Source organism: Mycobacterium gastri, from assembly GCF_002102175.1.
GTDB classification, from domain to species: domain Bacteria; phylum Actinomycetota; class Actinomycetes; order Mycobacteriales; family Mycobacteriaceae; genus Mycobacterium; species Mycobacterium gastri.
This window is the reverse complement of record NZ_LQOX01000107.1, coordinates 1-22,800: the sequence shown is the minus strand read 5'-3', so window position 1 is coordinate 22,800 and position 22,800 is coordinate 1. Positions and strand designations below refer to the sequence as shown.

16 protein-coding genes and 3 pseudogenes are annotated in these 22,800 nt (G+C 65.2%); 3 read left to right on the top strand and 16 right to left on the bottom strand.

What is annotated here, in order from left to right:
* Positions 1-10: 10 nt before the first annotated feature.
* Positions 11-433, bottom strand: a complete 423-nt coding sequence (locus tag AWC07_RS12925; RefSeq protein WP_036419917.1) for an archease — start codon at positions 431-433, stop codon at positions 11-13.
* A 5-nt stretch (positions 434-438) separates the two neighbouring features.
* A pseudogene (locus AWC07_RS12920) lies at positions 439-1,783 on the bottom strand (phosphoribosyltransferase family protein).
* A gap of 297 nt (positions 1,784-2,080) precedes the next feature.
* Between AWC07_RS12920 and AWC07_RS12915 the strand changes: the two are divergent.
* Complete coding sequence (locus tag AWC07_RS12915) at positions 2,081-2,512, top strand: DUF2267 domain-containing protein (RefSeq protein ID WP_036419907.1); 432 nt, start codon at positions 2,081-2,083, stop codon at positions 2,510-2,512.
* A gap of 35 nt (positions 2,513-2,547) precedes the next feature.
* Here the strand turns inward: AWC07_RS12915 and AWC07_RS12910 are convergent, their stop codons facing one another.
* From AWC07_RS12910 to AWC07_RS12880, 6 genes are all read right to left on the bottom strand, one after another.
* The gene (locus AWC07_RS12910; RefSeq protein WP_084293777.1) at positions 2,548-2,880 is read right to left on the bottom strand and encodes a hypothetical protein; all 333 of its coding nucleotides are present in this window, start codon (positions 2,878-2,880) and stop codon (positions 2,548-2,550) included.
* 607 nt (positions 2,881-3,487) lie between these two features.
* A complete protein-coding gene (locus tag AWC07_RS12905; protein ID WP_036419906.1) occupies positions 3,488-3,895 on the bottom strand; it encodes a CBS domain-containing protein in 408 nt (135 codons plus the stop codon).
* A gap of 399 nt (positions 3,896-4,294) precedes the next feature.
* Positions 4,295-5,659 carry a nicotinate phosphoribosyltransferase gene (locus AWC07_RS12895; RefSeq protein WP_085105093.1) on the bottom strand — a complete coding sequence of 455 codons (1,365 nt, stop codon included), beginning with the start codon at positions 5,657-5,659 and terminating at the stop codon, positions 4,295-4,297.
* Positions 5,660-5,774: 115 nt separating this feature from the next.
* A complete protein-coding gene (locus tag AWC07_RS12890) occupies positions 5,775-6,089 on the bottom strand; it encodes an ANTAR domain-containing protein (protein WP_036411570.1) in 315 nt (104 codons plus the stop codon).
* Between the two features lie 132 nt (positions 6,090-6,221).
* A complete protein-coding gene (gene ald, locus AWC07_RS12885; protein WP_036411568.1) occupies positions 6,222-7,337 on the bottom strand; it encodes an alanine dehydrogenase in 1,116 nt (371 codons plus the stop codon).
* 75 nt (positions 7,338-7,412) lie between these two features.
* Positions 7,413-8,564: a CapA family protein gene (locus AWC07_RS12880; RefSeq protein WP_279628879.1), complete on the bottom strand. Its 1,152-nt coding sequence runs from the start codon at positions 8,562-8,564 to the stop codon at positions 7,413-7,415.
* A 90-nt stretch (positions 8,565-8,654) separates the two neighbouring features.
* Here AWC07_RS12880 and AWC07_RS12875 point away from each other — a divergent pair, with 90 nt between their 5' ends.
* On the top strand, positions 8,655-9,416 hold the full coding sequence (locus AWC07_RS12875) for a Mut7-C RNAse domain-containing protein (protein ID WP_036411566.1): 762 nt from the start codon (positions 8,655-8,657) through the stop codon (positions 9,414-9,416).
* A 49-nt stretch (positions 9,417-9,465) separates the two neighbouring features.
* Here the strand turns inward: AWC07_RS12875 and AWC07_RS12870 are convergent, their stop codons facing one another.
* Positions 9,466-9,951, bottom strand: coding sequence for a hypothetical protein (locus tag AWC07_RS12870; protein WP_036411571.1), 486 nt, complete (start codon positions 9,949-9,951; stop codon positions 9,466-9,468).
* 900 nt (positions 9,952-10,851) lie between these two features.
* Complete coding sequence (lpqN, locus tag AWC07_RS12865; RefSeq protein ID WP_036411563.1) at positions 10,852-11,532, bottom strand: envelope biogenesis lipoprotein LpqN; 681 nt, start codon at positions 11,530-11,532, stop codon at positions 10,852-10,854.
* Between the two features lie 207 nt (positions 11,533-11,739).
* Here lpqN and AWC07_RS12860 point away from each other — a divergent pair, with 207 nt between their 5' ends.
* Positions 11,740-14,382: a GH92 family glycosyl hydrolase gene (locus AWC07_RS12860; protein WP_036411561.1), complete on the top strand. Its 2,643-nt coding sequence runs from the start codon at positions 11,740-11,742 to the stop codon at positions 14,380-14,382.
* Positions 14,383-14,500: 118 nt separating this feature from the next.
* Here AWC07_RS12860 and AWC07_RS12855 read toward each other — a convergent pair whose 3' ends face one another.
* From AWC07_RS12855 to AWC07_RS29810, 6 genes and pseudogenes are all read right to left on the bottom strand, one after another.
* Entirely contained in the window at positions 14,501-16,876 is a 2,376-nt protein-coding gene (locus AWC07_RS12855) for a lysylphosphatidylglycerol synthase transmembrane domain-containing protein (protein ID WP_085105094.1), read from the bottom strand.
* 547 nt (positions 16,877-17,423) lie between these two features.
* Complete coding sequence (locus tag AWC07_RS12850; RefSeq protein WP_279628878.1) at positions 17,424-18,653, bottom strand: PPE family protein; 1,230 nt, start codon at positions 18,651-18,653, stop codon at positions 17,424-17,426.
* 151 nt (positions 18,654-18,804) lie between these two features.
* Positions 18,805-19,617, bottom strand: a complete 813-nt coding sequence (locus tag AWC07_RS12845; RefSeq protein WP_036413214.1) for a glycine-rich domain-containing protein — start codon at positions 19,615-19,617, stop codon at positions 18,805-18,807.
* A 159-nt stretch (positions 19,618-19,776) separates the two neighbouring features.
* The gene (locus AWC07_RS12840) at positions 19,777-20,442 is read right to left on the bottom strand and encodes a hypothetical protein (RefSeq protein ID WP_036413212.1); all 666 of its coding nucleotides are present in this window, start codon (positions 20,440-20,442) and stop codon (positions 19,777-19,779) included.
* A gap of 935 nt (positions 20,443-21,377) precedes the next feature.
* A pseudogene (locus AWC07_RS12830) lies at positions 21,378-21,605 on the bottom strand (AAA family ATPase); the annotation flags it as partial.
* Between the two features lie 160 nt (positions 21,606-21,765).
* Positions 21,766-22,606 (bottom strand): annotated as a pseudogene (locus AWC07_RS29810) (IS982 family transposase).
* Positions 22,607-22,800 lie beyond the last annotated feature (194 nt).

The window sequence follows — 22,800 nt, the reverse complement described above, 5'->3', positions numbered from 1 at the left end:
CGCTGCTCCGTCAGACGTCCAGAGTTACCGAGCATCGCCAGCCATGCTCACCGCGTACCAGGCGAAGCTCGTTGAGCGACACTGCCTTTGGGACCGCTCCCACCTGAGGAACCGCACCGGCATCAACCATTTCCAGCGTCATGTCGACACCGCCGTCGGCCTCGCTCAGCCTCACGTCGACCGGGGCCTGGCCGGTCGTGTCCAACAGGTAGATGACCTCCTCCAACGCGGCGACCAGCAGGCTGTCGTCACTGTTCGCGGTCACCCGGCGACGCCGAGTCTGTGGCGCCGTGGCCGAGGAGGTGTCCAGAAAACTCTCCACCGCGCCGAGCACCGCTTGCCTGATACACCCGTCGCGGGTGGGCGCCCACGCCTCGATGCGGAGATCCGCCGTGTGCGGGACGCTTCGATGCCCTGCTTCGTTGTGCGCCATGGTCTTTACCACCTACCCGGTGGTGACGGCCCGGCTCAGGTGGTCGATGAACCAGTCGCACGCCAAGTTCGCGACCCGTTCGAGGGTGCCCGGTTCTTCGAACAAGTGCGTCGCGCCGGGAACCACCGCGAGCTCACACGGCCCCGGGATCACCGCCTGCGCCTGTCGGTTCAGCTCGAGGACCACGCGATCGCGTCCACCCACGATCAGCAGGGTCGGGGCCATAACGTTCGCCAGCGAGCGACCCGCGAGATCGGGCCGACCGCCGCGGGACACCACCGCCTGCACCTTTACTCGCGGATCGGTGGCCGCAACCAGCGCCGCGCCCGCTCCGGTGCTCGCGCCGAAGTAGCCGATCGGCAGGGCTGCGGTGTCGGGCTGGGTGGCCAGCCAGCCGGTCACGTCGACTAGTCGGGATGCCAAGAGTTTGATGTCGAAGACGTTGGCGCGGTTGCGTTCTTCTGCGGGCGTGAGCAAATCGAACAGCAGCGTGCCAAGTCCGGCGCCGTTCAATACATCTGCGACGTACCGATTGCGCGGACTGTGCCGGCTGCTGCCGCTGCCGTGTGCGAAAACTACGATTCCCCCGGGATTTTCGGGGATAGTCAGGTGTCCGGCCACCGACACGCGGCCTGCAAGCACCCGGACTTCCTCGTCCCGCAGGGGTGGGTCGGCGGCATCGATCGCCGCCGCCGCGGCAAAGTCGTTCCGGGCGCGATCGAGGAGCGCGATCACCTCGTCGTCCGAGGTCTGGGCGAAGTTGCGGTAACCCTGTCCGACGGCGAAGAACAGCGGCGGGGTTTGCAGGCACACCACCTCGTCGGCATATCCGGCGAATCGCGCGACGACGTCGTCGGGACCGATGGGAACGGCCAGGATCACTGTGCTGGCCCCGTGCGCACGGGCGACCTGGCAGCCCGCCTTAGCGGTCGCGCCGGTCGCGATACCGTCATCGACAATCACCGCGATCCGCCCGGTCAGTGGGATCCGCTCACGTCCGCCACGGAAGCGTTCCGCGCGACGTCGCAGTTCGATCCGCTGCGCGCGTTCGACGGCTTCCATGTCCGCATCTTCGAGGTTTGCCGCATATACCACGCTGTCGTTCAGCACCCGCACGCCATCTTCCCCGATGGCTCCAAAGGCCAATTCTGGTTGGAACGGCACGCCGAGCTTGCGCACCACGAGGACGTCGAGCGGTGCCTGCAGTGCCTTGGCGACCTCAAAGGCCACCGGCACGCCGCCGCGCGGCAGGCCGAGGACAACGACGCCCTGGGCGCCTCGGCCGTACAGATGCTTGAGACGCTGCGCTAACTGCCGTCCGGCGTCGCTGCGATCCTCAAATGGCCTCATCTGCCGAGTGTGTCGCGATCTAACGCCCGGCGGAATGGAATTAGGTCCCTTGGGTAATTGACCACGGTCCCTTCGGGACCGGCGGCGTCGCAGCCCGGGCTAGGGACCAACGACTCTGAGACCGATGACATGCGGTCCCACCGCCTCGCGGTGGTGAGTCTGGATGCAACCGGTGATCGCCGGCGCCGAAGCCTTATCGCAGCGCAGATCGTTCTTGGAGGGTTCGTGGTGACTTTCGGCCCCTGGCGAGTGGAATGGCAGCCGGTGTGTGCTGGAGGCAGACACTAGGAGGTAGCCATGCCCGCCAATACGAAGGTTTCGGCGCTAGACCATGCGATGCATGTTGCACATACGTGGGTTAACGAAGTGGCCAAAGAATTCGACACCGATGATCGCGAATTCGCCTACGGAGTGCTGCGGGCATGGCTTCATACACTTCGGGATCGGCTTCCAGTGGAGGCGGCCGCGCACTTTGCGGCCCAACTGCCGGACCTGATCCGGGGCGTCTTCTACGCGGGCTGGGATCCCAGCGGCGTCCCGGTGAAGTACAACGCTGAGGCCTACATTGCCCGGTTTGCCCGTGAGGCGAATATCTCCCTCAGGGACGTCGACAAGGCGGCTAGTGCGGTTACCGCCGCTCTAGGGCATTTGCTCCCACCAGCCCAGGTGGCCAAGGCTCTGGATCAGCTCCCGAACGAAATCCGGGTGCTGCTGCAGCCGCAGGTGTAGCCGGGCAAAACTACAGCTAGTCCGCCCGAAACATTTCACCGCTGATCTTCGAACCGGGCTGACCGACGCGATTCGGAAGATGACTCAGCCGTATGTCTTCCGTCGGTGAGCCGCACGACATATGTGCGGTCGGCACGGTGATACTCAACCGTGCCACCCTCGACGATCATCCCGACCAGCGCATTGCCGTCCTCGAAGAAGTACGCGTCGCCTTCTTGGCGCATGGACTCGATGTGGCAACCGGGCACAATCACGACGCTCCTGCGGGGATCATCGGTAAGGACCAGGATCCTCGCACCGCGTTCTACTGCTGTCTTCGCCACCGTGTTCTGCCCAGCCTTGCTGGCCTTACTGGCCGTACCGGTCATGGGGCGCTTAACGGCCTTTTTTGCTGTGGGATGCTTCACGGCGGCGACCTTCTTGGTGGTGGCCTTCTTCTGCGGCATCTGTGGTTGCGTGGCGCGCTCAGCCATTGGTGTTGCCCTCTCTATAGAATCGCCGATTGCTGTAATGATGACATGTCGCCAAGGCGGCGCCGCCGTTTCACCCATCCGCCAGAAGCGTTGTCGAACAACACATTAGCGTTCAGGTGCGACTGCCATGGGGCCCTTCGGCGCGCTTGTTCGACGATCCGGGTGACTGGCTAGCTTCGCGGAACGTGTTCTCCAGGCCGTGGACATTCGCCGGGCACATGAATGAGGGCCGCGCTGTCTTCGGACGTTGCGGCTTGGCCGCGGCGATGTGCGGTGATGTAAAGCCATCCGGCTTCAATCGGCTGTTTGCATCGTGCGCATTGCGGGTGGGCAACCATATGCTCCTCGCTTCCCGGACCTCACTGTGTCCACTATCGGTTCACGGGCGGGCGGTTCACGGGCGGGCAACTTCCCGTCTTCGATGAACACTCATGGCTTGCTGGCCACTTGGTTCGAGCAACTTGGTTCGAAGGGTCAGCGGCTGGTGATTGCTTGCTGCGTGTCAGATCGCCTTGACGAATTGGGCGATGGCGTGTTCCGGTAAGTGCCGGGCGATGTCGGCTTCGCAGACGATGCCCACCAGCCGGTGATCCTCGATGACCGGCAGCCGTCGTACCTGATGCTCTTCCATCACGTTGAGCATCGCTTCGATGCTGGCGTCGGCTTCGACGTGATAGGTGCTGCCCTGGGCCAGTTCGCCGGCGGTCATCGTGTTCGGGTCGTGGCCGGCGGCAACGCATTTGATGACAATGTCGCGGTCGGTGATCATCCCGTGCAGGCGGTCGTCGTCCCCGCAGATCGGCAGGGCGCCCACACCCAGTTCACGCATGTGCCGGGCCGCAGCGGCGAGGGTCTCGTGTTCGCCGATACAGGTGGCTCCGGTGTGCATGATGTCTTTGGCGGTGCTCATGGCATTTCTCCTGTAACTTCGGTAACGCCAGGGTTTCGACGTTAGGTTTTCGACGTTGGCGCATTCCGAAATCTAGGGATCACGATCGCGCCGTTCTAGGGCCTTTGGGCCTTCGCGGTGACGCCGTTGGACCCGGAACGGTTCAGACTTGGGGCGTCGGTCGTGCGGGCCGCGCCGATGGGTAAGTCTGACGCTATTGGCGCCTGGCCGGGACCCGGGGTCGGAGGTCCCATTGATCTGTGGCCGGAAGTGGCCCAGCGCGGCTGGGCATCGGCCGACGAGGTGATCAATACCTGGCCGCTGGACCGGCTCCGCGGATTCCTGGCAAAGGGACGTCGTTGACGCCGGTAGCTGGCGAGCTCTTCGATGTCGCGCTGCCGCCACCCACGGCGGTCGCGCTCACCGAAGCTGCGGGTCCTGCCTCGCCGTACAGCCGTGCCGTATCCGCTCGAGTTCGCTCACCACGGCGTCGCTGACGACCACCGGGTACGTGTAGCCGGTGTCCTCGAGGGAACGAAGCTGCGGCGGCAGCGCGCCGATCTGCCGGCGTGCCCAGTCGCGTGCGGCCTCGAGTGTGGGTACCCGCTGCGAGATCCGCCGACCATCGATCATCATGGGCACCAATAACGGCTTACCGGGCAGCTTTTCGTCGTGCCGGCCGAGCGTGTCCCCGCGGAACCTCCCGTTCTCGAGGCGGCGGAACACCTGTTTGCGTCCCGGGTAGATCACCTTGCCGCTGGAGAACTTCGTGCGGCCGATGCCGTTGTATTCCACCAGCTTGTAGGCCATGTCGAGGGCGGGCGCGTCGGCGGCGACGACAAGCTTGGTGCCCACGCCGAAGCCGTCGATCGGGCAGCCCGCAGCCACCAGCGCAGCGATGCGGTGCTCGTCGAGGCCCGACGAGGCAAAGATCTCGACCCGGTGCAGACCCGCGGCGTCCAGCCGTGCGCGCGCCGCCGTCGACAGTGCGCCGAGGTCGCCCGAATCCAGCCGGACTGCCCGCACATCGAAGCGATCGCCGAGTCGTCGCGCCAGCTCGATGACGCGATCGACGCCGCCGAGCGTGTCGTAGGTGTCGACGAGCAGCGTGGTGCCCGGGTAGAGCCGGGCGAACGTGTCGAAGGCGTCGATCTCGTTGTCGAAGGCCTGCACATAGCTGTGGGCCATGGTGCCGAACGCGGGAATCCCGTAGTGGCGGGCCGCCAGCAGATTCGACGTGCCTGCCGCACCGGCAAGGTAGCTGGTGCGCGCGACCTTCAGGGCCGCGTCGGCGCCGTGAGCGCGCCGGGCGCCGAAGTCCACCACCGGCCGTCCGCGAGCGGCGCCGACCACCCGCGCGGCCTTGCTGGCGAGCACGCTTTGCAGATGAATCTGGTTCAGCACAAAGGTTTCGACGAGCTGCGCTTCGATGATCGGCGCGATCACCGCGACGATCGGCTCGTTGGGAAAGACCACGGTTCCTTCTGGCACCGCCCAGACTTCTCCGGTGAAGCGCACGCCGGCGAGCCATCCCAGGAACTCGTCGGAGAACTGGCCCAGGCCGCGCAGGTAGTCCAGGTCCTGCCCGTCGAACCGAAACGATTCGAGGAAGTCGATTACGTCGGCCAGGCCGGCGGCCACGATATACGACCGGCTCGGCGGGAGCTTGCGGAAGAATGTCTCGAAAACCGCTGTGCCCGACATTGCTTGGGTCCAGTAGGCCTGCGCCATCGCCACCTGATACAGGTCGGTGAACAGCGCCCCGATATCCTGATGGATCGCCATGGCTGTCCGGTTACCCCTTGCCCCTCGACTCGTAACGTCCACGCCTGTGGATCAGAGCCTCGAATATCATTGGTGTCCAATGAGTTTCGCAGGCCAATGGCGCCACCGGCATCGGCTAGTGTGATTGCGGCGCGCGTTCGCCGGACCTATCGTGGCCGGGCCTGGCCAACAGGTCGCCCCAGGCGCGGCTCACGGCGGCGGCCACCGCGTCGTCAACGTCATAGGTCACGTCGTTCTCGGCGATCGCGACGAGCGCGTGGGCCAATTCCATCGGGGCTACGTTGTGCTGCTTGGCCGTTTGCACGATGTCGGTGAAGGCCTCATCGAGGCTGCAATGACGCAGGGCGACCAGCACACCCTCGGCGGCGCCGAGCCTTCGCTGACCACCGCGGCGAGCACCACGCGCGTGGTCGGTCTGTCGTCGTTCCACCGTGGACTCCCTTATTGGTGATGCTCTCGATAGTGACCAGTTGTGTCGTGGTGTGGGCAGAGTCATAAGGCCCATCAACGTGGGGCCCAAGGGCACCCGGCGGTAGCCCGACCGGCCGAATCCCCCGGCCGGTCAGCTCAACAGTTGCACCGGATCGGTGAACGGCAACCCCAGGTCGGCGCCTACCTCGTCGCTGAGCAGCAAACCCTCGTGGGTGGACAGGCCGTTAGCCAGCGCGGCATCGGACCGGCATGCGGCCTGCCAGCCCTGGTCCGCCAGCTCGAGCACATAGGGCATCGTCGCGTTGGTCAGCGCGAACGTGGATGTCCGCGGCACCGCGCCGGGCATGTTGGCCACGCAGTAGAACACCGTGTCGTGCACGCCAAACGTGGGCTCGTCGTGCGTGGTGGGCCGGGAGTCTTCGAAGCAGCCGCCCTGGTCGATCGAGACATCGAGCAGCACCGCGCCCGGTTTCATCTGCGCCACAAGCGAATTCGACACCAGTCTGGGGGCTTTGTGCCCGGGCACCAACACCGCGCCGATCACCAGGTCGGCCCGCGTGACGGCGCCCTCGAGTTCCAGGCCGGTGGAATACCGGGTGCGGATCCGGCCGCCGAACTCGGCGTCGAGCTGGCGCAGCCGTTCGATGTTCACGTCGAGCACCGTGACGTGTGCGCCCATCCCGGCGGCCACTCGTGCCGCGTTGTAGCCCACGGTGCCGGCGCCGATCACGACGACATCCGCCGGCCCGGTACCGGGCACCCCGCCCATCACGATGCCGCGTCCGCCGGCCGGCTTCATCAGATGATAGGCCCCTACCTGGGCGGCCAGCCGACCGGCGACCTCACTCATCGGGGCCAGTAACGGCAGCTCGCCCGCGACGGTCTGAACCGTCTCGTAGGCGATCGACGTCACCCCCGAACGCAGCAGCGCTTCGGTGCACGGCAACGACGCGGCAAGGTGCAGGTAGGTGAACAGGATCTGCCCGCGACGCAGCAGCCCGTACTCGATCTCGATGGGCTCCTTGACCTTCAGCAGTAGCTCTGCTTCGGCCCACACTCCTTCGGCGGCGTCGTCGATCTGGGCGCCGGCAGCGACGTAGTCGGCGTCGGAAATCGACGATCCCTCACCGGCGCCGGCCTGGATGGTGACCTGATGGCCCCGACGGGTCAGTTCTCTGACGCCGGCCGGGGTGATCGCGACGCGGAACTCGTTGTTCTTGGTCTCGGTCGGGACGCCGACTCGCATAGCAACTCCTGGGTTTGGTCAATGACGCCGACGACCCTATCCGGCGGGTGCTGACGCCTCGGCAGTGGTGCGGCCTCAGCCCCGCACCGCCACCGGGGAATGGGTGTCGGGTGAGGACACTTCGAGCAGACCGTCGGGCCCGGCCGTGACGCGAATCCCGAACCGGCGGCTGACGTGCTCGATGGTGCGGCGTAACCACTCGGTGTCGGCCGAGGAGGCGCGGTGCAGGCGCATCTGCTTGACCCGAAGCGGAATCATCTTCAACGAGCACAGTTTTCCCGCGGGATCAGTGGCCGGCAGATACAGCAGTCTGAGTTCGGCCCGGAACGCCTCATGCCCGCCGATGCCTTCGTAGTCGTCGATGACGTCACCGCACCCGTACATGACCGGTTTGCCGCGGTAGATCTCGATCGGCCTGGGATGATGCGAGGAGTGGCCGTGCACGATGTCGACGCCGGCGTCGATCAGTCGGTGTGCGAACGCGATTTCAGCCGGTGCTACCTCGTAGCCCCAATTGGATCCCCAGTGCACCGAGACGACGGTGACACCATCGCCTTTGGTGTCGCCTTTGCCGGCCAGCACCTGGGCCGCGACGTCGTCGGCGGCCTCGCGTTGCGACGGATCACGAACCAGCCAGACGCCGGGCCGATTGTGTTGCGCGGCCCAGGATTCGGGGACACCGCTGGATGTGGTCGCGACCGAGCCGACGATGATTCGGTGCCGGTCGCCGACGATGACCACTGCCGGGCGGCGCGCGGTGGGCAGGTCGGGGCCCGCGCCGGCGCCCCGGATGCCGGCGGCGGCGAGAGCCGCGACGGTGTCGGTCAGCCCCTGGTAGCCGAAGTCGAGGATGTGGTTGTTGGCCAGTGCGCACGCGTCCGGTCGCAACGCCGTCAGCGCCGCTACGTTATCCGGGTGCATCCGATAACACACCGGCTTGCGGTCTGCGAATTCGTTGCCGGTGGTGATCGTCGTCTCCAGATTGACCACGCGGACGTCGGTGCCGACCCCGTCGAGGACATCGAGCACCTCACCCCACGGCCACCGCCAATCGACGGGACGCGGAATCGGCCCGTTCACCCGCTCGGCCAGGCGGACATACCCCGTCGCATCCCGCAGGTAGCGCTCACGCAATTCCGGGTGGCCGGGGTGCGCCAGGATCTGATCGACACCACGGCCGAGCATGACGTCGCCGCCCAGCAGCACCGTCACCACATCAGAGACCACGCCGGACCACCGCCGCCCACAGCCAATCGGAACACCGCACTTTCGGTGTACCGACCAACCAGCTTCCCCGCAAGCGGTAGAACATGAGGAGTGGTCGGTTACGTGGATGTGCGGGCCTACGCCGAACTCAACGACTTCGTCGACCCGGAGTCGCGCGGTCTGACCGTGCGCCGACCGTTCCGCAGCCACCAGACGGTCAAGGATGTCCTGGAAGCGATGGGCATTCCGCATACCGAGGTGGACCTCATCCTGGTGAACGGGAACCCTGCCGACTTCAGCCACCGGCCGGCTACCGGTGATCGCATTGCCGCCTACCCGATGTTCGAGGCCCTCGACATCGAGTCGACGAGTCGACTGCGTCCGGCGCCGTTGCGTAATCCGCGGTTCGTCGTCGACGTGAATCTCGGCCGGCTGGCGCGGCTGCTTCGACTGCTCGGGTTGGACGTGTGGTGGTCAAGCGCCGCCGATGACCCGACGCTGGTTGACATCAGCGTGGCGCAGCAGCGAATCCTGTTGAGCCGCGACCGCGGTCTGTTGAAGCGCCGTGCTATCACCCATGGGTTGTTCGTCCACTCCCAGAATCCCGAGGAACAGACACTCGAGGTGATCCGGCGACTGGACTTGCGACAACGGCTGGCGCCGTTCACTCGGTGCGTGCGATGCAACGGCAGGCTGGCTGCGGTCTCCAAGGACGAGGTGCTGGACCGTCTCGAACCGCTGACCCGCCGCTACTACCAGGAATTCAACCGCTGCCTGGATTGCGGCCGGATCTATTGGGCCGGTTCACATCATGCGCGGCTGGTGCGTCTGGTCGAAAGACTCCTGGACCGGCTGTCCAGGGATGCCGGATGAATCGACGGCGACGGGACGCCGAAGGCGCTGGGGCACAACCGGTTCCGTACTAGCTGGCCGGGGTCAATTTGACCGCGGCGAGGTTCAACCGGTCGACCGCCTCGGCGAACTCCTCGGGCGTCGGGATCCGCTGGTCGCGGAATTTCAGCCCCATCATCCGTTGGGCCCGCTTGGGGCCGTAGGACTGGGCGCAGCGCAGGAAAAGATCGGTGACCACCTCGCGGTCCCTGATGAGTTCGCCCTGCATCGCGGTCGTCTTACCGTCGTAGACGACCTGCGCGGGGGCGCCGCCGCGAAAGTTCTGTTTCCATCCCGCGCCGGTCAACGCGTACAGCTCGTTGTCGATGACATGGGCGCTCAACGGAAGTGAAAACTGCCGTCCGGTCTTTCGCCCCGTGAAGTTCAGCACCATCAGTTGTTTGCGCATCGGGCCCGCCAGCGGAGTGCCCAGGAGGAAGCCAAGGACCGGGTTGACGGCCCGCAGCAGGGCCGAAGGCGGGTGTCCGACGTCCACCGCGGACGACTGTTTTGTCATGTCATAACCGTAGGGCATGCGGGTTGGTGGCGGGAGTCCGCCCGGGCCGCGACTGGGGCTGGTCACGTCAGCCACCCGAGTAACTGGGGGACCCAGTATGCAGGGTGCCCGCCTGACCGGAAAATTCAAGGTGACCACGAATGCTGCTGGTCAACAAGTCCTCTTGGTCCTCTTGGTCCTCTTGGTCCTCTTGCGCAGCTTTGGATGCCTGGCTCTGTTTTCGGCACACCTTGGCTGTGTTTTCGGCACGCTGATACCGCGCCTTCGCTCAAACCTCTTGTGATGGCAGGTGTTCGGGGGATGTCTCAGGTGCTCACCGAATCGGCTGTTATGCCGCCGAATCGAGTGTGCGGTGAGGGCTTTGACTGTGTATGTAGGGCGGGAACATCCGCGGTCGGCCCGCCCTGACGGCACAGTCGGCGCCGCCAACGCACACTCGGCGCCGCCAGCGCACAGTCGGCGCCGTCAGCGCACAGTCGGCGCCCTCAGCCGCCGAGCCAACCGCACCAGCACGCGATTTCCATCTCCCCACACCGGGGCGCAGCCCCACGACCGCCTAGGAGCGACAACCCATCGACAAATTCGGTGCGCGCCTTGCGTTGTCGCTGAGTTGTCGCTGAGTTGTCGCTCGAAGGTGGGCAGATTGCGCACCCCCTCGGCCAGTGACTCATGGGTTAGCTGTGAACGCCGCGGCCGTGAACGCCGCGGTACGGGCAGCCGCAGCGCCGTCGAGGCGTATCGCGCCGACTTCGCCGATTGGGTGCGCGGCCACGACTGGGACGTCTCGGCCACGCCGGCCGAGGAGTTGCTGGCCCGCTACGGCCGCCCTGCCCCGGAAGGTATTGAGGACGGAGCGCCGCGGAGCGTGTTCCTCTCCGCGGCGCGAACCGATTCCCTGCGCTACTGCGTGATAGTGGTCTGCTCGTCGATGACGTTGGTCGCATCCATCAACGGGCCTTGCTCGCTTTCCAGTGAGTCGGCGTTGAGCTGAAGCACGTACACGCCGTCCTTACCGGGGATCACCACCGTCTTCTGGGCGACGGCGCGCGTCTTGCCGTCCCGCACGTAGGTGCCGCCCAGTTGCCAGGCATTGAAACCGCTGAGCGTGGACGCGGACCCGTTGCCCGACCCCTGGTATCCGGGCAGGTTCTGCAGCTCGCCGGGGGCATACTCGATGATCTTCGCCGGGTCCACGTTGCCGGTGAGTTTGGAGACCAGCGCGGCGATCGTGGGCGGGTCCTTGGGGTCGGCCGGCTGACCGTAGACGATGGCGCCGTATGAGGTGGCGCTGTCGTTTGCTGTCTGCCAGCCGTTGGGCATCGGCAAATTGATCGTCGGCGAGCCGGGATCGCCCAGGTGGACCGGGGTTTCGGTGATGTGGTTCTCGGTGACATAGTCGGCGATGGTCTTCTTGGCCTGCGCTCCCGGTGTCGGGCTGGTCGAGGACGTGGATGTTGTCGACTTGGCGCTTGACGTCGTCGACGACGTCGACGTAGAGGTCTTGGTTTCGGTCTTTGAGCCACAACCGGCCAGCGCCAGGCTCACCGCTGCGACTGCGACCACCGCGGTCAGGTGCTTCATATATTTGCATCTCCCGAATCTTGGTCCCGGTACCTGCACCGGCGACGTCGGCACTGAGACTAGCCGAATACGCCCAAAACGCAGCCGGTATGAGTGCACGACTTTGACGCATACCGGTTGCACCGGCGGAAGTCTCCCGCGCCGGTTGCCGATGTCAATCGTGTCGAAACAGCCACGAGAGGGCACTACGTGCAGTAAGAGACAGCTATGCGGTCACGAAGGTCGCTGCGGGCCCTGGTGGCACTCGTCGCGGTGCTGGGTCTTTTCGTGCCGTTGATGGCGGCATCGCCCACGGCCTACGACGGCGAACCGACCTTTGTCGCCAATCCGGTCGACCACGTGGACACGCTCGTCGGCACCGGGTCCGGCGGCGAGATCGTCGGCGAGATCAACAACTTCCCCGGCGCCTCGGTGCCGTTCGGCATGGTGCAGTACTCACCGGACACCACCCACACCTATACCGGCTACCAGTACCAGAATTCGCGTTCCACCGGGTTCAGCATGACCCATGGATCGGTGGGTTGCGCTGCCTTCGGCGACATTTCGATGTTGCCGACCACGACCGCAATCGGCGCGCAGCCCTGGCGCGCCGCGGAGCGGATCGCCCACGACGACACCGAGGTGGGCGTGCCCGGCTATTACACGGTGCGGTTCCCCGCGACCGGGGTGACCGCCGAACTCACCGCCACCACTCGCACCGGCTTCGGCCGATTCAGCTATCCGCGCGACGGCCGGCCGGCGTCGTTTCGGGTGCGCTCGGGCGCGTCACTTGCCGGAAACTCACGGGCGGCCATCGAGATCGGCACGGACAACACCACCATCACCGGTTGGGCCACGAGCGGAGGCTTCTGCGGCAAGAAAAACACTTACACGGTGTACTTCGCCATGCAGTTCAGCAGGCCGTTCACGTCCTACGGCACCTGGGACGGCTATGCGGTGTACGCCGGTGTCCGTCGGGCGCAGTCGCGGTACAGCGGGGGATACCTGGAGTTTCCGGCCGGCTCGGTGCTCGAAGTGCGGACCGCGATCTCCTACGTGAGCATCGACGGAGCCCGGGCCAACCTCGCCGCCGAGGGTAGCGCAAGCTTTGACGACGTTCGCGCGGCCGCCGCGACCGAATGGAACAACGCCCTGTCCCGCATCGCAGTGGCCGGGCGGGATCCCGGTGATGTGACGACCTTTTACAGCTGCCTCTACCGGTCATTGTTGCACCCCAATACATTCAACGACGCGGACGGTCGCTACCTCGGGTTCGACGGTCTCATCCACACTGTCGCCCAAGGACATACCCAATACGCCAACTTCTCCGACTGGGACACGTACCGTAGTCTGGCTGCCCTGCAGGGCTTGCTCTTCCCGGAGCGCGCCGGCGACATGGCGCAGTCGCTGGTCAACGATGCCGAGCAGAGCGGGTCGTATCCGCGCTGGGCCCTGGCGAATTCGGCAACCGGCATGATGACGGGGGACAACGCGGTGCCGCTGATCGTGAACTTATACATGTTCGGCGGCAAGGACTTTGACGTCGACACGGCGCTGCGCTATATGGTGCGGGGCGCGACTGAGGGCGGTGCCGGGCTGGGCGGCTATGTGGAGCGCCCGGGAATCGCCACCTACCTGGAGCTGGGTTACGGGCCTCAGACGGCGGAGTTTCGCACCGACGGCCGGATTGCCGGGGCTTCGATCACGCTGGAATGGTCGGTCGACGACTTCACCATCTCCCGGTTCGCCGCGGCGCTCGGCGACACCGCCACCGCCGCTGAATTCCAGGACCGGGCGCAATACTGGCAGAACCTCTTCAACCCCAGCACCCGTTATATTTCGCCGCGCAGCGCGACCGGGTTCTTCCGCTACGGCCCGGGGTTTGTAGAAACACCGGATGGCTTCGGCCAGGACGGATTCGATGAGGGCAACGCCGAGCAATACCTCTGGTGGGTGCCGCACAACGTCGCCGGCCTGGTGACCGCCCTGGGTGGCCGCAAGGCGGTGGCCGACCGGCTCGACCGTTTCACCAAAAAGCTCAACGTGGGCCCCAACCAGCCCTATCTGTGGGCCGGCAACGAGCCGGGTTTCGCGGTGCCGTGGCTGTACAACTATCTCGGACAACCGTGGAAGACGCAGCGCACCGTGGACCGGGTGCGCGGGCTGTTTTCCGCCACGCCCGACGGGGCGCCGGGTAACGACGATCTCGGTGCGATGTCCAGTTGGTACGTCTGGGCGGCACTCGGGCTGTATCCGAGCACTCCCGGCACCTCGATCCTCACCGTGAACACGCCGTTGTTCGATCGCGCCGTAATCGCGCTTCCGGCAGGCAAATCCATCCGGATCTCCGCCCCCGGCGCAACCGCGCCCGGCCGGATGAAGTACATCAACGGCCTGACCATCGACGGGCGGCCCACCGACAAGACGTTTCTGCCGGAGTCCATCGTGCGCACCGGCGGTGCCGTCGCATTCTCGCTCGCGGCCAATCCCGACAAGGTCTGGGGCACCGCCCCGTCCGCCGCGCCGCCGTCATTCGGTGCCGGCAGTTCGGCGGTGACGGTGAATGTTCCGCGGCCTATCGTCACGATCGCGCCGGGAGCCACGGGGACCGTCACGCTCGACGCGCAGCGGATGATCGACGGTGCCGGCGACTACACGATCACCGGCATGTCCACGATCGACGGGATCACCGTAACGCCGATATCTGGGCGATTCGCCGACGACGGGTCGGCGTCGGTGAACGTGCCGATCACGGTGTCGGAGGCGGTGCCCGAGGATTACTACTTGGTGTATCTGACTACAACAGTGGGTGCAAGCAGCCGGAGTTCGGTGGTGCTCGTCGTGGTCATGGAACTGGAGTCGTCCGAATAGCCAAGCCGCCGTTGCGGATGCGTGCGATCATGGACCGATCACCCGGACAAAGCACCTCGTCACGATCTGGCTCGTCGTCTGCCTGGCGGGCCTGGCACTGGGCTGGGTGCGTGCCAATTCAGATCATCTCGTTCTTGGTGAGCCAGCGCATGATCGGCCAGCCGACAAAGACCGGCAGCCAGCAGGTAAGCACCCGATAGAGCAGCACCGAGGGGACTCCGATAGCCGCCGGCACCCCGAAGGCGGCCAGTCCACCGATCAGCGCCGCCTCGACGGCGCCGACGCCGCCCGGGGTGGGCGCGGCCGAGGCGAGCGTCCCTCCGACCATGGTCACCACGGTGACGGTGACGAACGTCGTGCCGCCGCCGAAGGCTTCGACGCTGGCCCACAGCGCCAACGCCGCGCCGAGAGTTGTTCCGGCACAACCTAAGAGGATGATCGCTAACCGCCGCGGTTCGCGGGCGAGCGCGGCTAGGTCGCTCGACACCTCCTTGAGTTTGGGACGCACTTCCGTCGAGAGCCACCGTCGCAGATTGGGCACGAACAGAAACGTGCCGATAATGCCCAGCGCCACACCGCCGATCAGATACAGCACGGTGGCGGTCGGGACGAAGTGGGAGAGGTCGGCCGACGTCCCCGCGACAGCGCTGAACAAGATCAGCAACGCCAGGTGGACGATCACCTGGACGGATTGCTGCAACGCCACCGCCGCGGTGGCGCGCAGTGCGGTCAGGCCGCTCTTCTGCAGGAAGCGGGTGCTGAGCGCGAGCCCGCCGACGCCGGCGGGGGTGGTGGTAGCGGCAAAGGTGTTGGCCACCTGGACAATCGACAGCTTTACGAAGCTCACCTGTCCGTCGGCGCAGGTCCACAATGCCGCCGCCGCGCCCACATAGGTCAGCGCCGACACCGCCAGGCCCAGCAGCGCCCACGACCAGTTGGCGTGTTTGAGCTGAGAGAAGAAGGTCGGCACGGTGCTGATGAACGGGTATGCGACATAGACCAGCGCGCCGATCAGCACCAGTTGGATGAACTGGCTGCGGCTGAACCGGGTGATGGTCTGGGTTTCGATCTCATCGGCGCCGGTTTGGCGCATCACCTCCGAGCGGGCGTTGGCGATGACGGCCTTGGCGTTGGCCACGGATTCACGGATCCTTTTGGGCACTGCGGATTTGGTGAGCCGGCGCGAGGCCGTCAGGATGGTGTCGGCACCGAATGCGTCGATCGCTGCCGTCACCGTGGACTGTGCGTCGTATAGCGCCGTCGTCGTCACCAGGAGTTGGGCGATGTCGGATTGGAGTTGGGCGTCGGTGGCCCCGTATTCGGCGGCGCCGAACCCGCCGAAGAGCACGGTGCCCTCGTCGACGGTGATCGCGTTGCAGCGCAGGTCTCCGTGGGAGATCTGGTGGTCGTGCAGAATGCGCAACGATTTCCACACCTGGGCAACCGGAGTCTGGCTTGTCCACTCGTCGAGGGGAATCCCGCGAACGGGCTGGTGTGCATACAAGGTCCAGCCGCGTTCGAGGTCGGACAACGCGATCGTCGACGTATTGGCCACACCCGCTTGCCCGATGGCGATGGCCATCAGGGCGCGATGCTCGACGGCGCGGCGCATGGAAGTTTGCAGCGGCGCGGTCTCGGAGCCGCGCAGCCGCAGCTTCCACCACAGTTGTCGCAGCGCGCCGCCGCTGCGTTGATGGGGACCGTACAACTCGACCGCTGCGCGGGATTCGGGATCGGTCGAGGTGGCCGACAGCACCAGTGGCCCGGGTCCGCCCGGGCGCACGACCGTGAGCATGGAGGCGACGAATCCGCGTCTGGCCAGCGCCCGGACCGCGCCGTCCAGCGGCACCTCGAGCGCGGGGGTGCCGACGACCAGGACCACCAGCGCGCCGACGAACCATCCCACCGCCAGCCCCAGCAACGACCGGGCCGGGACGATGGCGCTGATGACGAGATGGATCGGCACGAAGGCCAGGAGCAGTGCCCACCACCAATGGCGCCAGCGGGCCGGCAGCCACGGGCCCGAGACGGTGAGCACCGCCGCGAGCATCGCGATCCAGCGTGGGTCGTCGAGGAACTGGGCGGGCAGCGTGGTGAGCTTGTCGGACAGGTCGAAATGCCAACGTGGTGCCGCGATGCGGTTGCTGTTGATCGACAACGGCAGAAAGGCCATGAACGCCGCGGCCGCATACGCGCCGAGCAACTTCCATTGCCGGGACACGATGAGGCCGATGAGGATCATGAACGGCAAGGCCAGAATCGCGATGCCGTAGACCAGGTACACCAGATCGGACTGGGCGGGGGATAGGACGCCGACGATCTCGGAGATGGATTTCTCGAGCGCGATCCACTGGGGGCGGGTGAACAGTGAACTCGCGATCACCGCGGGCAGGAAGACCGCCGCCAGGGTGAGCCGGATGATGTCGTTGGTGCGCCGGATCACCGGGGGCAGCAAGCTGCCGGAAACGGTGATGTCGCGCCCGTCAACTCGCATGTTGTTTCCGACGATCCTTCGGATCTGGTTTCGCGCCGCGCTGGCCGCCGTGCTTGCCGTGCTGGTCATACCTGTCCTGCCGACAACTTAACCATTGCGGATGTGCCGGCCAATGTCGGCTCGCGCTGGGGTGCCAGGCCGGGTTCTGGCCCCCACCGAGCATGCGTGGTGGGGTGCTCGCCGAGCCGACCTGGCGTGTGGTCACAGCGGTCTCACGAGTATGCGGTTTGCTCATCTCCTCGAAAATTCAAGGGGACCAGGAGCTGCTGGTCGTCGGTGTCCGCTTGCGTTTGCGGCACGCCGCGTCTTCTCTCTTGTGGCGGTGTTCGGGGATGTCTCACGTCAGCACCGGTCGGCTGCCACGCGGCCGTATCGAGTGTGCGGTGGCGGCCTTGAGGGTGCATGGAGGGCGAAGTATTCGCGATCGGGCCGCCGTGACGGCACAGTCGGCGCCCTCAGCGCACGCTCGGCTCCCTCAGTGCACAGTCGACGCCCTCAGTCTGTTCAAACCTTGCTTGCCCATTCAAAGCTTGCCAAGAGGGTCTGGTTAGCCCCCGGATAGTGGGCGTGACATTACGGTCATTTTGAGTCCGTATCGGGGTACGACGCCGGCGCGTCCGGTTGCGGCTGTGGGCATTCCGGGTAGGCCGGGCATGGCCGCGGGTGCGGCGTCGCCGGTTGGCAGGGTGGTCAGGGGGGTGGCGGCCTGGAATGTCTTGGCGGCGACGGCGGCCTGGGGCGTGGCCCAGGAGGGCGGCACCGACAGTTGGCCGATCGAACCCGCGCTGCGCGCGGTGGCCGAGACTTGACCGCCCAGGACGCCACCGGCACGTATCGTTGCCCCGGATAGCGATTTGGCGATGGAGTTCAGCGGGGCCAGCAGGGCGGGAGCGACTTTGGGTACGGTTTCTGCGACCGGTGGTGCTACACCGGAAATCAAACCGAGGCTCTTTTCGGTATTGATGATCCCGTTAGTCATGCCACTGACGCCGGTCACCGAACCCATCGTTGAGTACCAGGCGAACAGGGCATCGAGGGCGGTGAAGTCGTCTTTGAGGATCTTGGGTAGCTTCAACGTGTTGACGAATACGCCCAATTCGTAGAGCGGCAACCCGATCTCGGGGAGGCCGACCGCAGTCAACGCCGCTCCGATGTCTTCGAGCAGCTTTCCGATCCAGTTGCCTTTGTTGTCGGGGGCTTTGGTGATGGCGTGGGTGACCGCGGCGTGTTGAGCGCTGCGCGCGCCGGGGTTGGTGTTGGGTTGCGGGGAGGTAAACGGGTTCAGCTTCCATGCTGCGGCCGAGGCAATGGTGTAGTCATCCATTGCGGTGGCGTCTTGGGCCCACATCTGCAGGTATTGGGCTTCGGTGGTGGCGATCGCGGCGGTGTTTTGGCCGAAGAAGTTGGTTGCGATCAGCGCGAGCAGCTGGGCGCGGTTGACGGCGATCACCGGTGGGGGCACCGTCATCTCGAAGGCCTGCTCAAATGCCATCGCCGCGGCGGTTGCCTGGGCTGCGGTGTGTCCAGCTTGCTCGGCGGTGCTGGTGAGCCAATCCACATAGGGGATGGCGGCGGCGGTCATCGCCATCGCCGAAGGCCCGGCCCACTGCATGCTGGTCAGGTCCTCCACCACCGCTCGGTAGGTCTTGGCCGCCGAGTGCAGATCGGCGGCTAGCACTTCCCAGCTGGCCGCGGCGGCCCGCAGCGAACTCGATCCCGGACCGGCGTACATCCGGGCCGAATTGACCTCTGGCGGTAACAGCGCAAAATCAAACACGTTGGCTCCTGGCCTTGCTGGTGGTGGATGCTGGGAAATCACGGCCTGCTAGCCGACCGCCCCCGCTGGGTGGTCGGGAAAGTCATTGGCGTCCAACGCCGGTGATGTGTCCGCTCGCCCCCGGCGGCCCCCATCGGTACCGGACACGTTGCTAGGGAGCGACTTTGAGTGCGCCAGACCGGACCAGCGCTTGAGCAAGGCCGATCTTTTCGTCGTCGGTTAGCCCACCGGGCAATTCCCGGACGTAGAAGGCGCCCTTGGCGATGATGAATTGCAATGCGGCAGTGGCTATGTCGTTGACCGATAAGACGGCGGTGCCGTTGGTGCGAAACAGCGAGACCTGGCCATCACCTAGGGCCAGGGTGAGCGGGCCGGCCCGGTCGTCGACAAGCATTCGTCGATTGACGGTGATGAAGCCGATGTCATGCCAAACATAGGGAAGCGGCTGCCCGAACAATGTTTCATAGCGTTCGCGGAAATCGGTGAACGTGGATTTCTTGCGTGCTCGCCGTCGGGGCCGCGAAATTCCTGGGCGTCGCTTTTCGACAGCCGCGCCGAACTGCCCGTCGTATCCAGAGCCGGAGTGGATCGTCGGGGCATGGCTAAGATAATGGCCGAAGTAGCGATGCCCGTAATCCGCATATTGGCTGGTGAACAAGATAAATGCGTGCCAGGCGGCGTCGACCATCTCCGAATACATACCGATGACCATGTCGTGGCTCAGCTCGGATAAAACCAGATACTTCTTGACTTCGGTGAAAAGCTCCTCGGCCTGAGCGCGGGTCTCGACTACCCGGTCGCTCAGCAGCCGATCAAGCACATACGGCGCGTCAAAAGTCAACGCCTCACGAAGATTATCGTCGAGCACTCTCGGACCCGAATCATTGCCGTCAGCAGGTGTGATGCCAGAGGTATCGGCAGCGGAGGGGGCGCTGTTGGCGCCATTGGCAATGGCCACCATCACCTGGCCCGCTTCCTGGCCGAGGCATCCGGAAAATCCGAACTATGCCGCTGGCGTCTCCGGGTAGTCGAAAGCATGTAGATCTTCGATCCAAATGTATTTCCGGCCGAGCCAGTCTGGTGATGCCGGACCAACGCGGAATGCCGATCTGTCTGTCTGCCGTTAGTTGTCAGCGTGATACGGGTCGCCTGCCGCATACGCTGCTGCATAGTCGAGGTCCGACTGCTCTTCCGAATTAGGGTCGTCAGGCCGGTATTCGTTGTTGTTCGCTTGCCATTGGGCGATGGTGTTTGTGCCTGAACTGTCATCGTCGGATTCGCTCGAGCTGAAGTAGTAGTCCTCGTCCTGCCCGCCTGCGGTGCCGGTACCGGACGTAACTTGCGGCGCAGCCAGCTGGTTGTCACCCGGGATCAAATTTGTCTGGGTATCTGCGGGTGGCTCGTTGCCGCCGCCGGAAGTGCTGGTTGAGCTGGTGCTCTCTTGGGTAGAAGCAGTGGTGTCATTCGAATTACTCGACGAGCCGCCGGTGACGCTGCTGGTGGAAGTGTCGTTGGTGTTGCTCGTGCAACTGTCGAGTTTGTAGCCGCCGTAGGTGGCCAGCGTGATGGCGAGCCGCCCCACGTTGACGCCGGGACCGTTGGCGGTGGTCGGGGGGGTGACATCGAATATGCCGGCGATGCCGCTAGTCAGTGTTAGCGCTCCCAGCGCGGCGCCGGCGGCAAGTCTGCCTCGCCGCGACTTTCCGATCCCGGCTTTAGCGCGAGCCGAACCAGATTCGGCGTCGTCGGCGTTGCTCTCAGGTTTGGCGGGATAGGTCGGTTTCGGCATGGTCGGGGCGGTCCTTTCTTAGCTTAGGTACTGCTGTTGAGCGATGTCTTTGAGGTGCGCCGGTCATGGCGTCGCCGGTGTGTCCAGTCCAGACCTGTTCCCGGGTATGGCTCAGCGCTGCAGTAGTGGCACCGGCGGTATGGCTGGCCGGGCTGGACCGTTGTGGACTCAGGCGCGGCAAATTAGTTGATGACCTAGGCGACTGCCACCACGTGTTGTAAATCCTTTGCTTTCATCGGTGCTGCGGCACTCGTGAAACCGGGTCGGCTACCGCAGCAAACTTCCACAACATCGCCGTGGCGACCGCCGAGCGCGCCTCAACGAGTCCGTCGATGCCGACGCGGCCGCTGTGCCTTCGGGAACGACCCACAGCGCACTGCCGACATCCTTTGGGCCGATCTTTTCCTCCGCTAGTGCCTTGGCCATCGCCCGTCGCTCGTGGACGAGGCATACGTCTGTACTGGAACGAATACATATGTATCGGACATAGTTGCAGAAGTCAACCCGGTGATCAACGGCTCGTATCGGCGCGGGATGCCTGCCCTCTATTCCTAAGGGCGGGCAACGGCGGGCAGGTTCACCGCAGACGGTGGGACGACCTTCGGGCTTCACGAGTCCTGGCCGGCCGAGGGCGGCGATCGCGCTCGGGCACCACTGGACGCTGGGCGCAACGGCAAGTGGTCACATCAGTCACACATACGCCCCGGACTTGGTGCGCCAGAAGAAGATTAACGGCGTAGAAACTCCGTCAGCGTATCGGCTGCGCGGAGGATTGCGTCTGGGTCGCCCTTGCCGCGCACACCACAGATGCCGTCATCGAAGAGGCCGCCGACGTCGTCGAAAGTCCGCACTGCGCTCGCCGCTGCCCACAGCGAGAGGAGGATTCGCCAGGCGGCTCCGGCTTGAGGCAATGGAGCCGTACGTCACCTAGAGCCGATCACCAATGTGTCCACCGGCCGGGAGACGAATGCGCGCGGATCGTCGCGAGCGGCATCGCGGTTGGCGGCGTCGTCGAGGGAGACGACCTGGCTTGACCCCGGGTAGTCGAGTCGCGCAACAAGGGTCGTTTTCCCGACTTGGCGTGCGCCATTTACGACGACGACCGGCGTGTCGGCCAGGGCGGCCAGCACCATGGGTGTAATCGCGCGGTCGACTACAGGCACGAGGAGAGAATACGCTGCGGATCTGTCCAACACTCTGTTGCGAATCCGTCCGTCACACTGTTGCGGATTTGTCCAAATAGAGTTGAGTAGTTCCCAGCCTTGGTTAGTGGTCGTGGGCGATCAGTGGCCTCTTGACTGGGTTGTTGATCTTCCCGTTGTGTCAGATCGCAGCGGCAAGTGCGAGCAGGTGTTGGGCGACGCGGAGGTGGCCGCCGTGCAGTGTGGGCCCGCTATGTCGTTCGAGATTGTGCTGATGCTTGTAGGTGTCGTAGACGGCTTCGATCCATGGGCGCATGCCGGCGAGTTTGCTGTAGCGGGGTGGTTTTTCGTCGTTGCGGTCGGGGCGCACCAGCGGCACGTTCAGCGGGTCGGCGCAGTGGCGTTGTAACTCGGTGCTGGATAGGCCCTTGTCGGCCAGCGCAATCATCTTCTTGCGCAGCGCGCCGAGGTCTCGGGTGTGCGCGAAAGGCTCTGCGGCGACTTCTCGTTCGCCGTTTTTGGGGTCGGCCAGACACCACGCGACGGGCCTGCCGTCGGCGGTGGTGATCAGATACAGCTTCACCCCTAGAATCAGCGGGAGTGCGCGGCGCAGTTCCCGTAGTTGGCGAAACCGGCCAGTTCGAAGCGTTTCGCGGTTTCCCGCGGCGCACCGCACGGCACTGGGGTGCCGTCGATCAGGCGTAGATCGTCGGCCCAGGACGGGCATTGGGTGGCCAGGTACAGCGTGGCCTTGCCAATAGCGGTGTCGCAGCCTTGACCCGCTTGTGGCAGCTGGGCTGTTTCGGCAGGTAGGGAAACGGGTGCCCGAGTCGGCCGTAACACATTTGCAGCCAATGGTGTTCGCTGCGGGCGCCGAGCAGCGCCTGAGTCACGGCCAGGCGCACCAGCTCGGCGTCGGTCGATTGCTTCGGCCGTCGCGCGCGCCGCCGGTCGGGGTGCACCACGTGGTCATCGATCGTCACAGACAGGTCGGTCAGCAGGGCATCGAGGTCTGTCTTCACAACTGTCCATCGGTGTCCTTCAGCCACATCCTTCACAAGCCGGCACGCCGAGAGTGCAACCACGGCGGCACCGCCCGGCGTGTCGCCGCCGCCAGTGCACGCTCGGCGCAGCCGGAGTGTCGACCGCCACCGTGATGGGACCGGTTTGAGCAGGGTTTAGCCACGGTCATGGGACCACCCGTTTGCCAGTGATG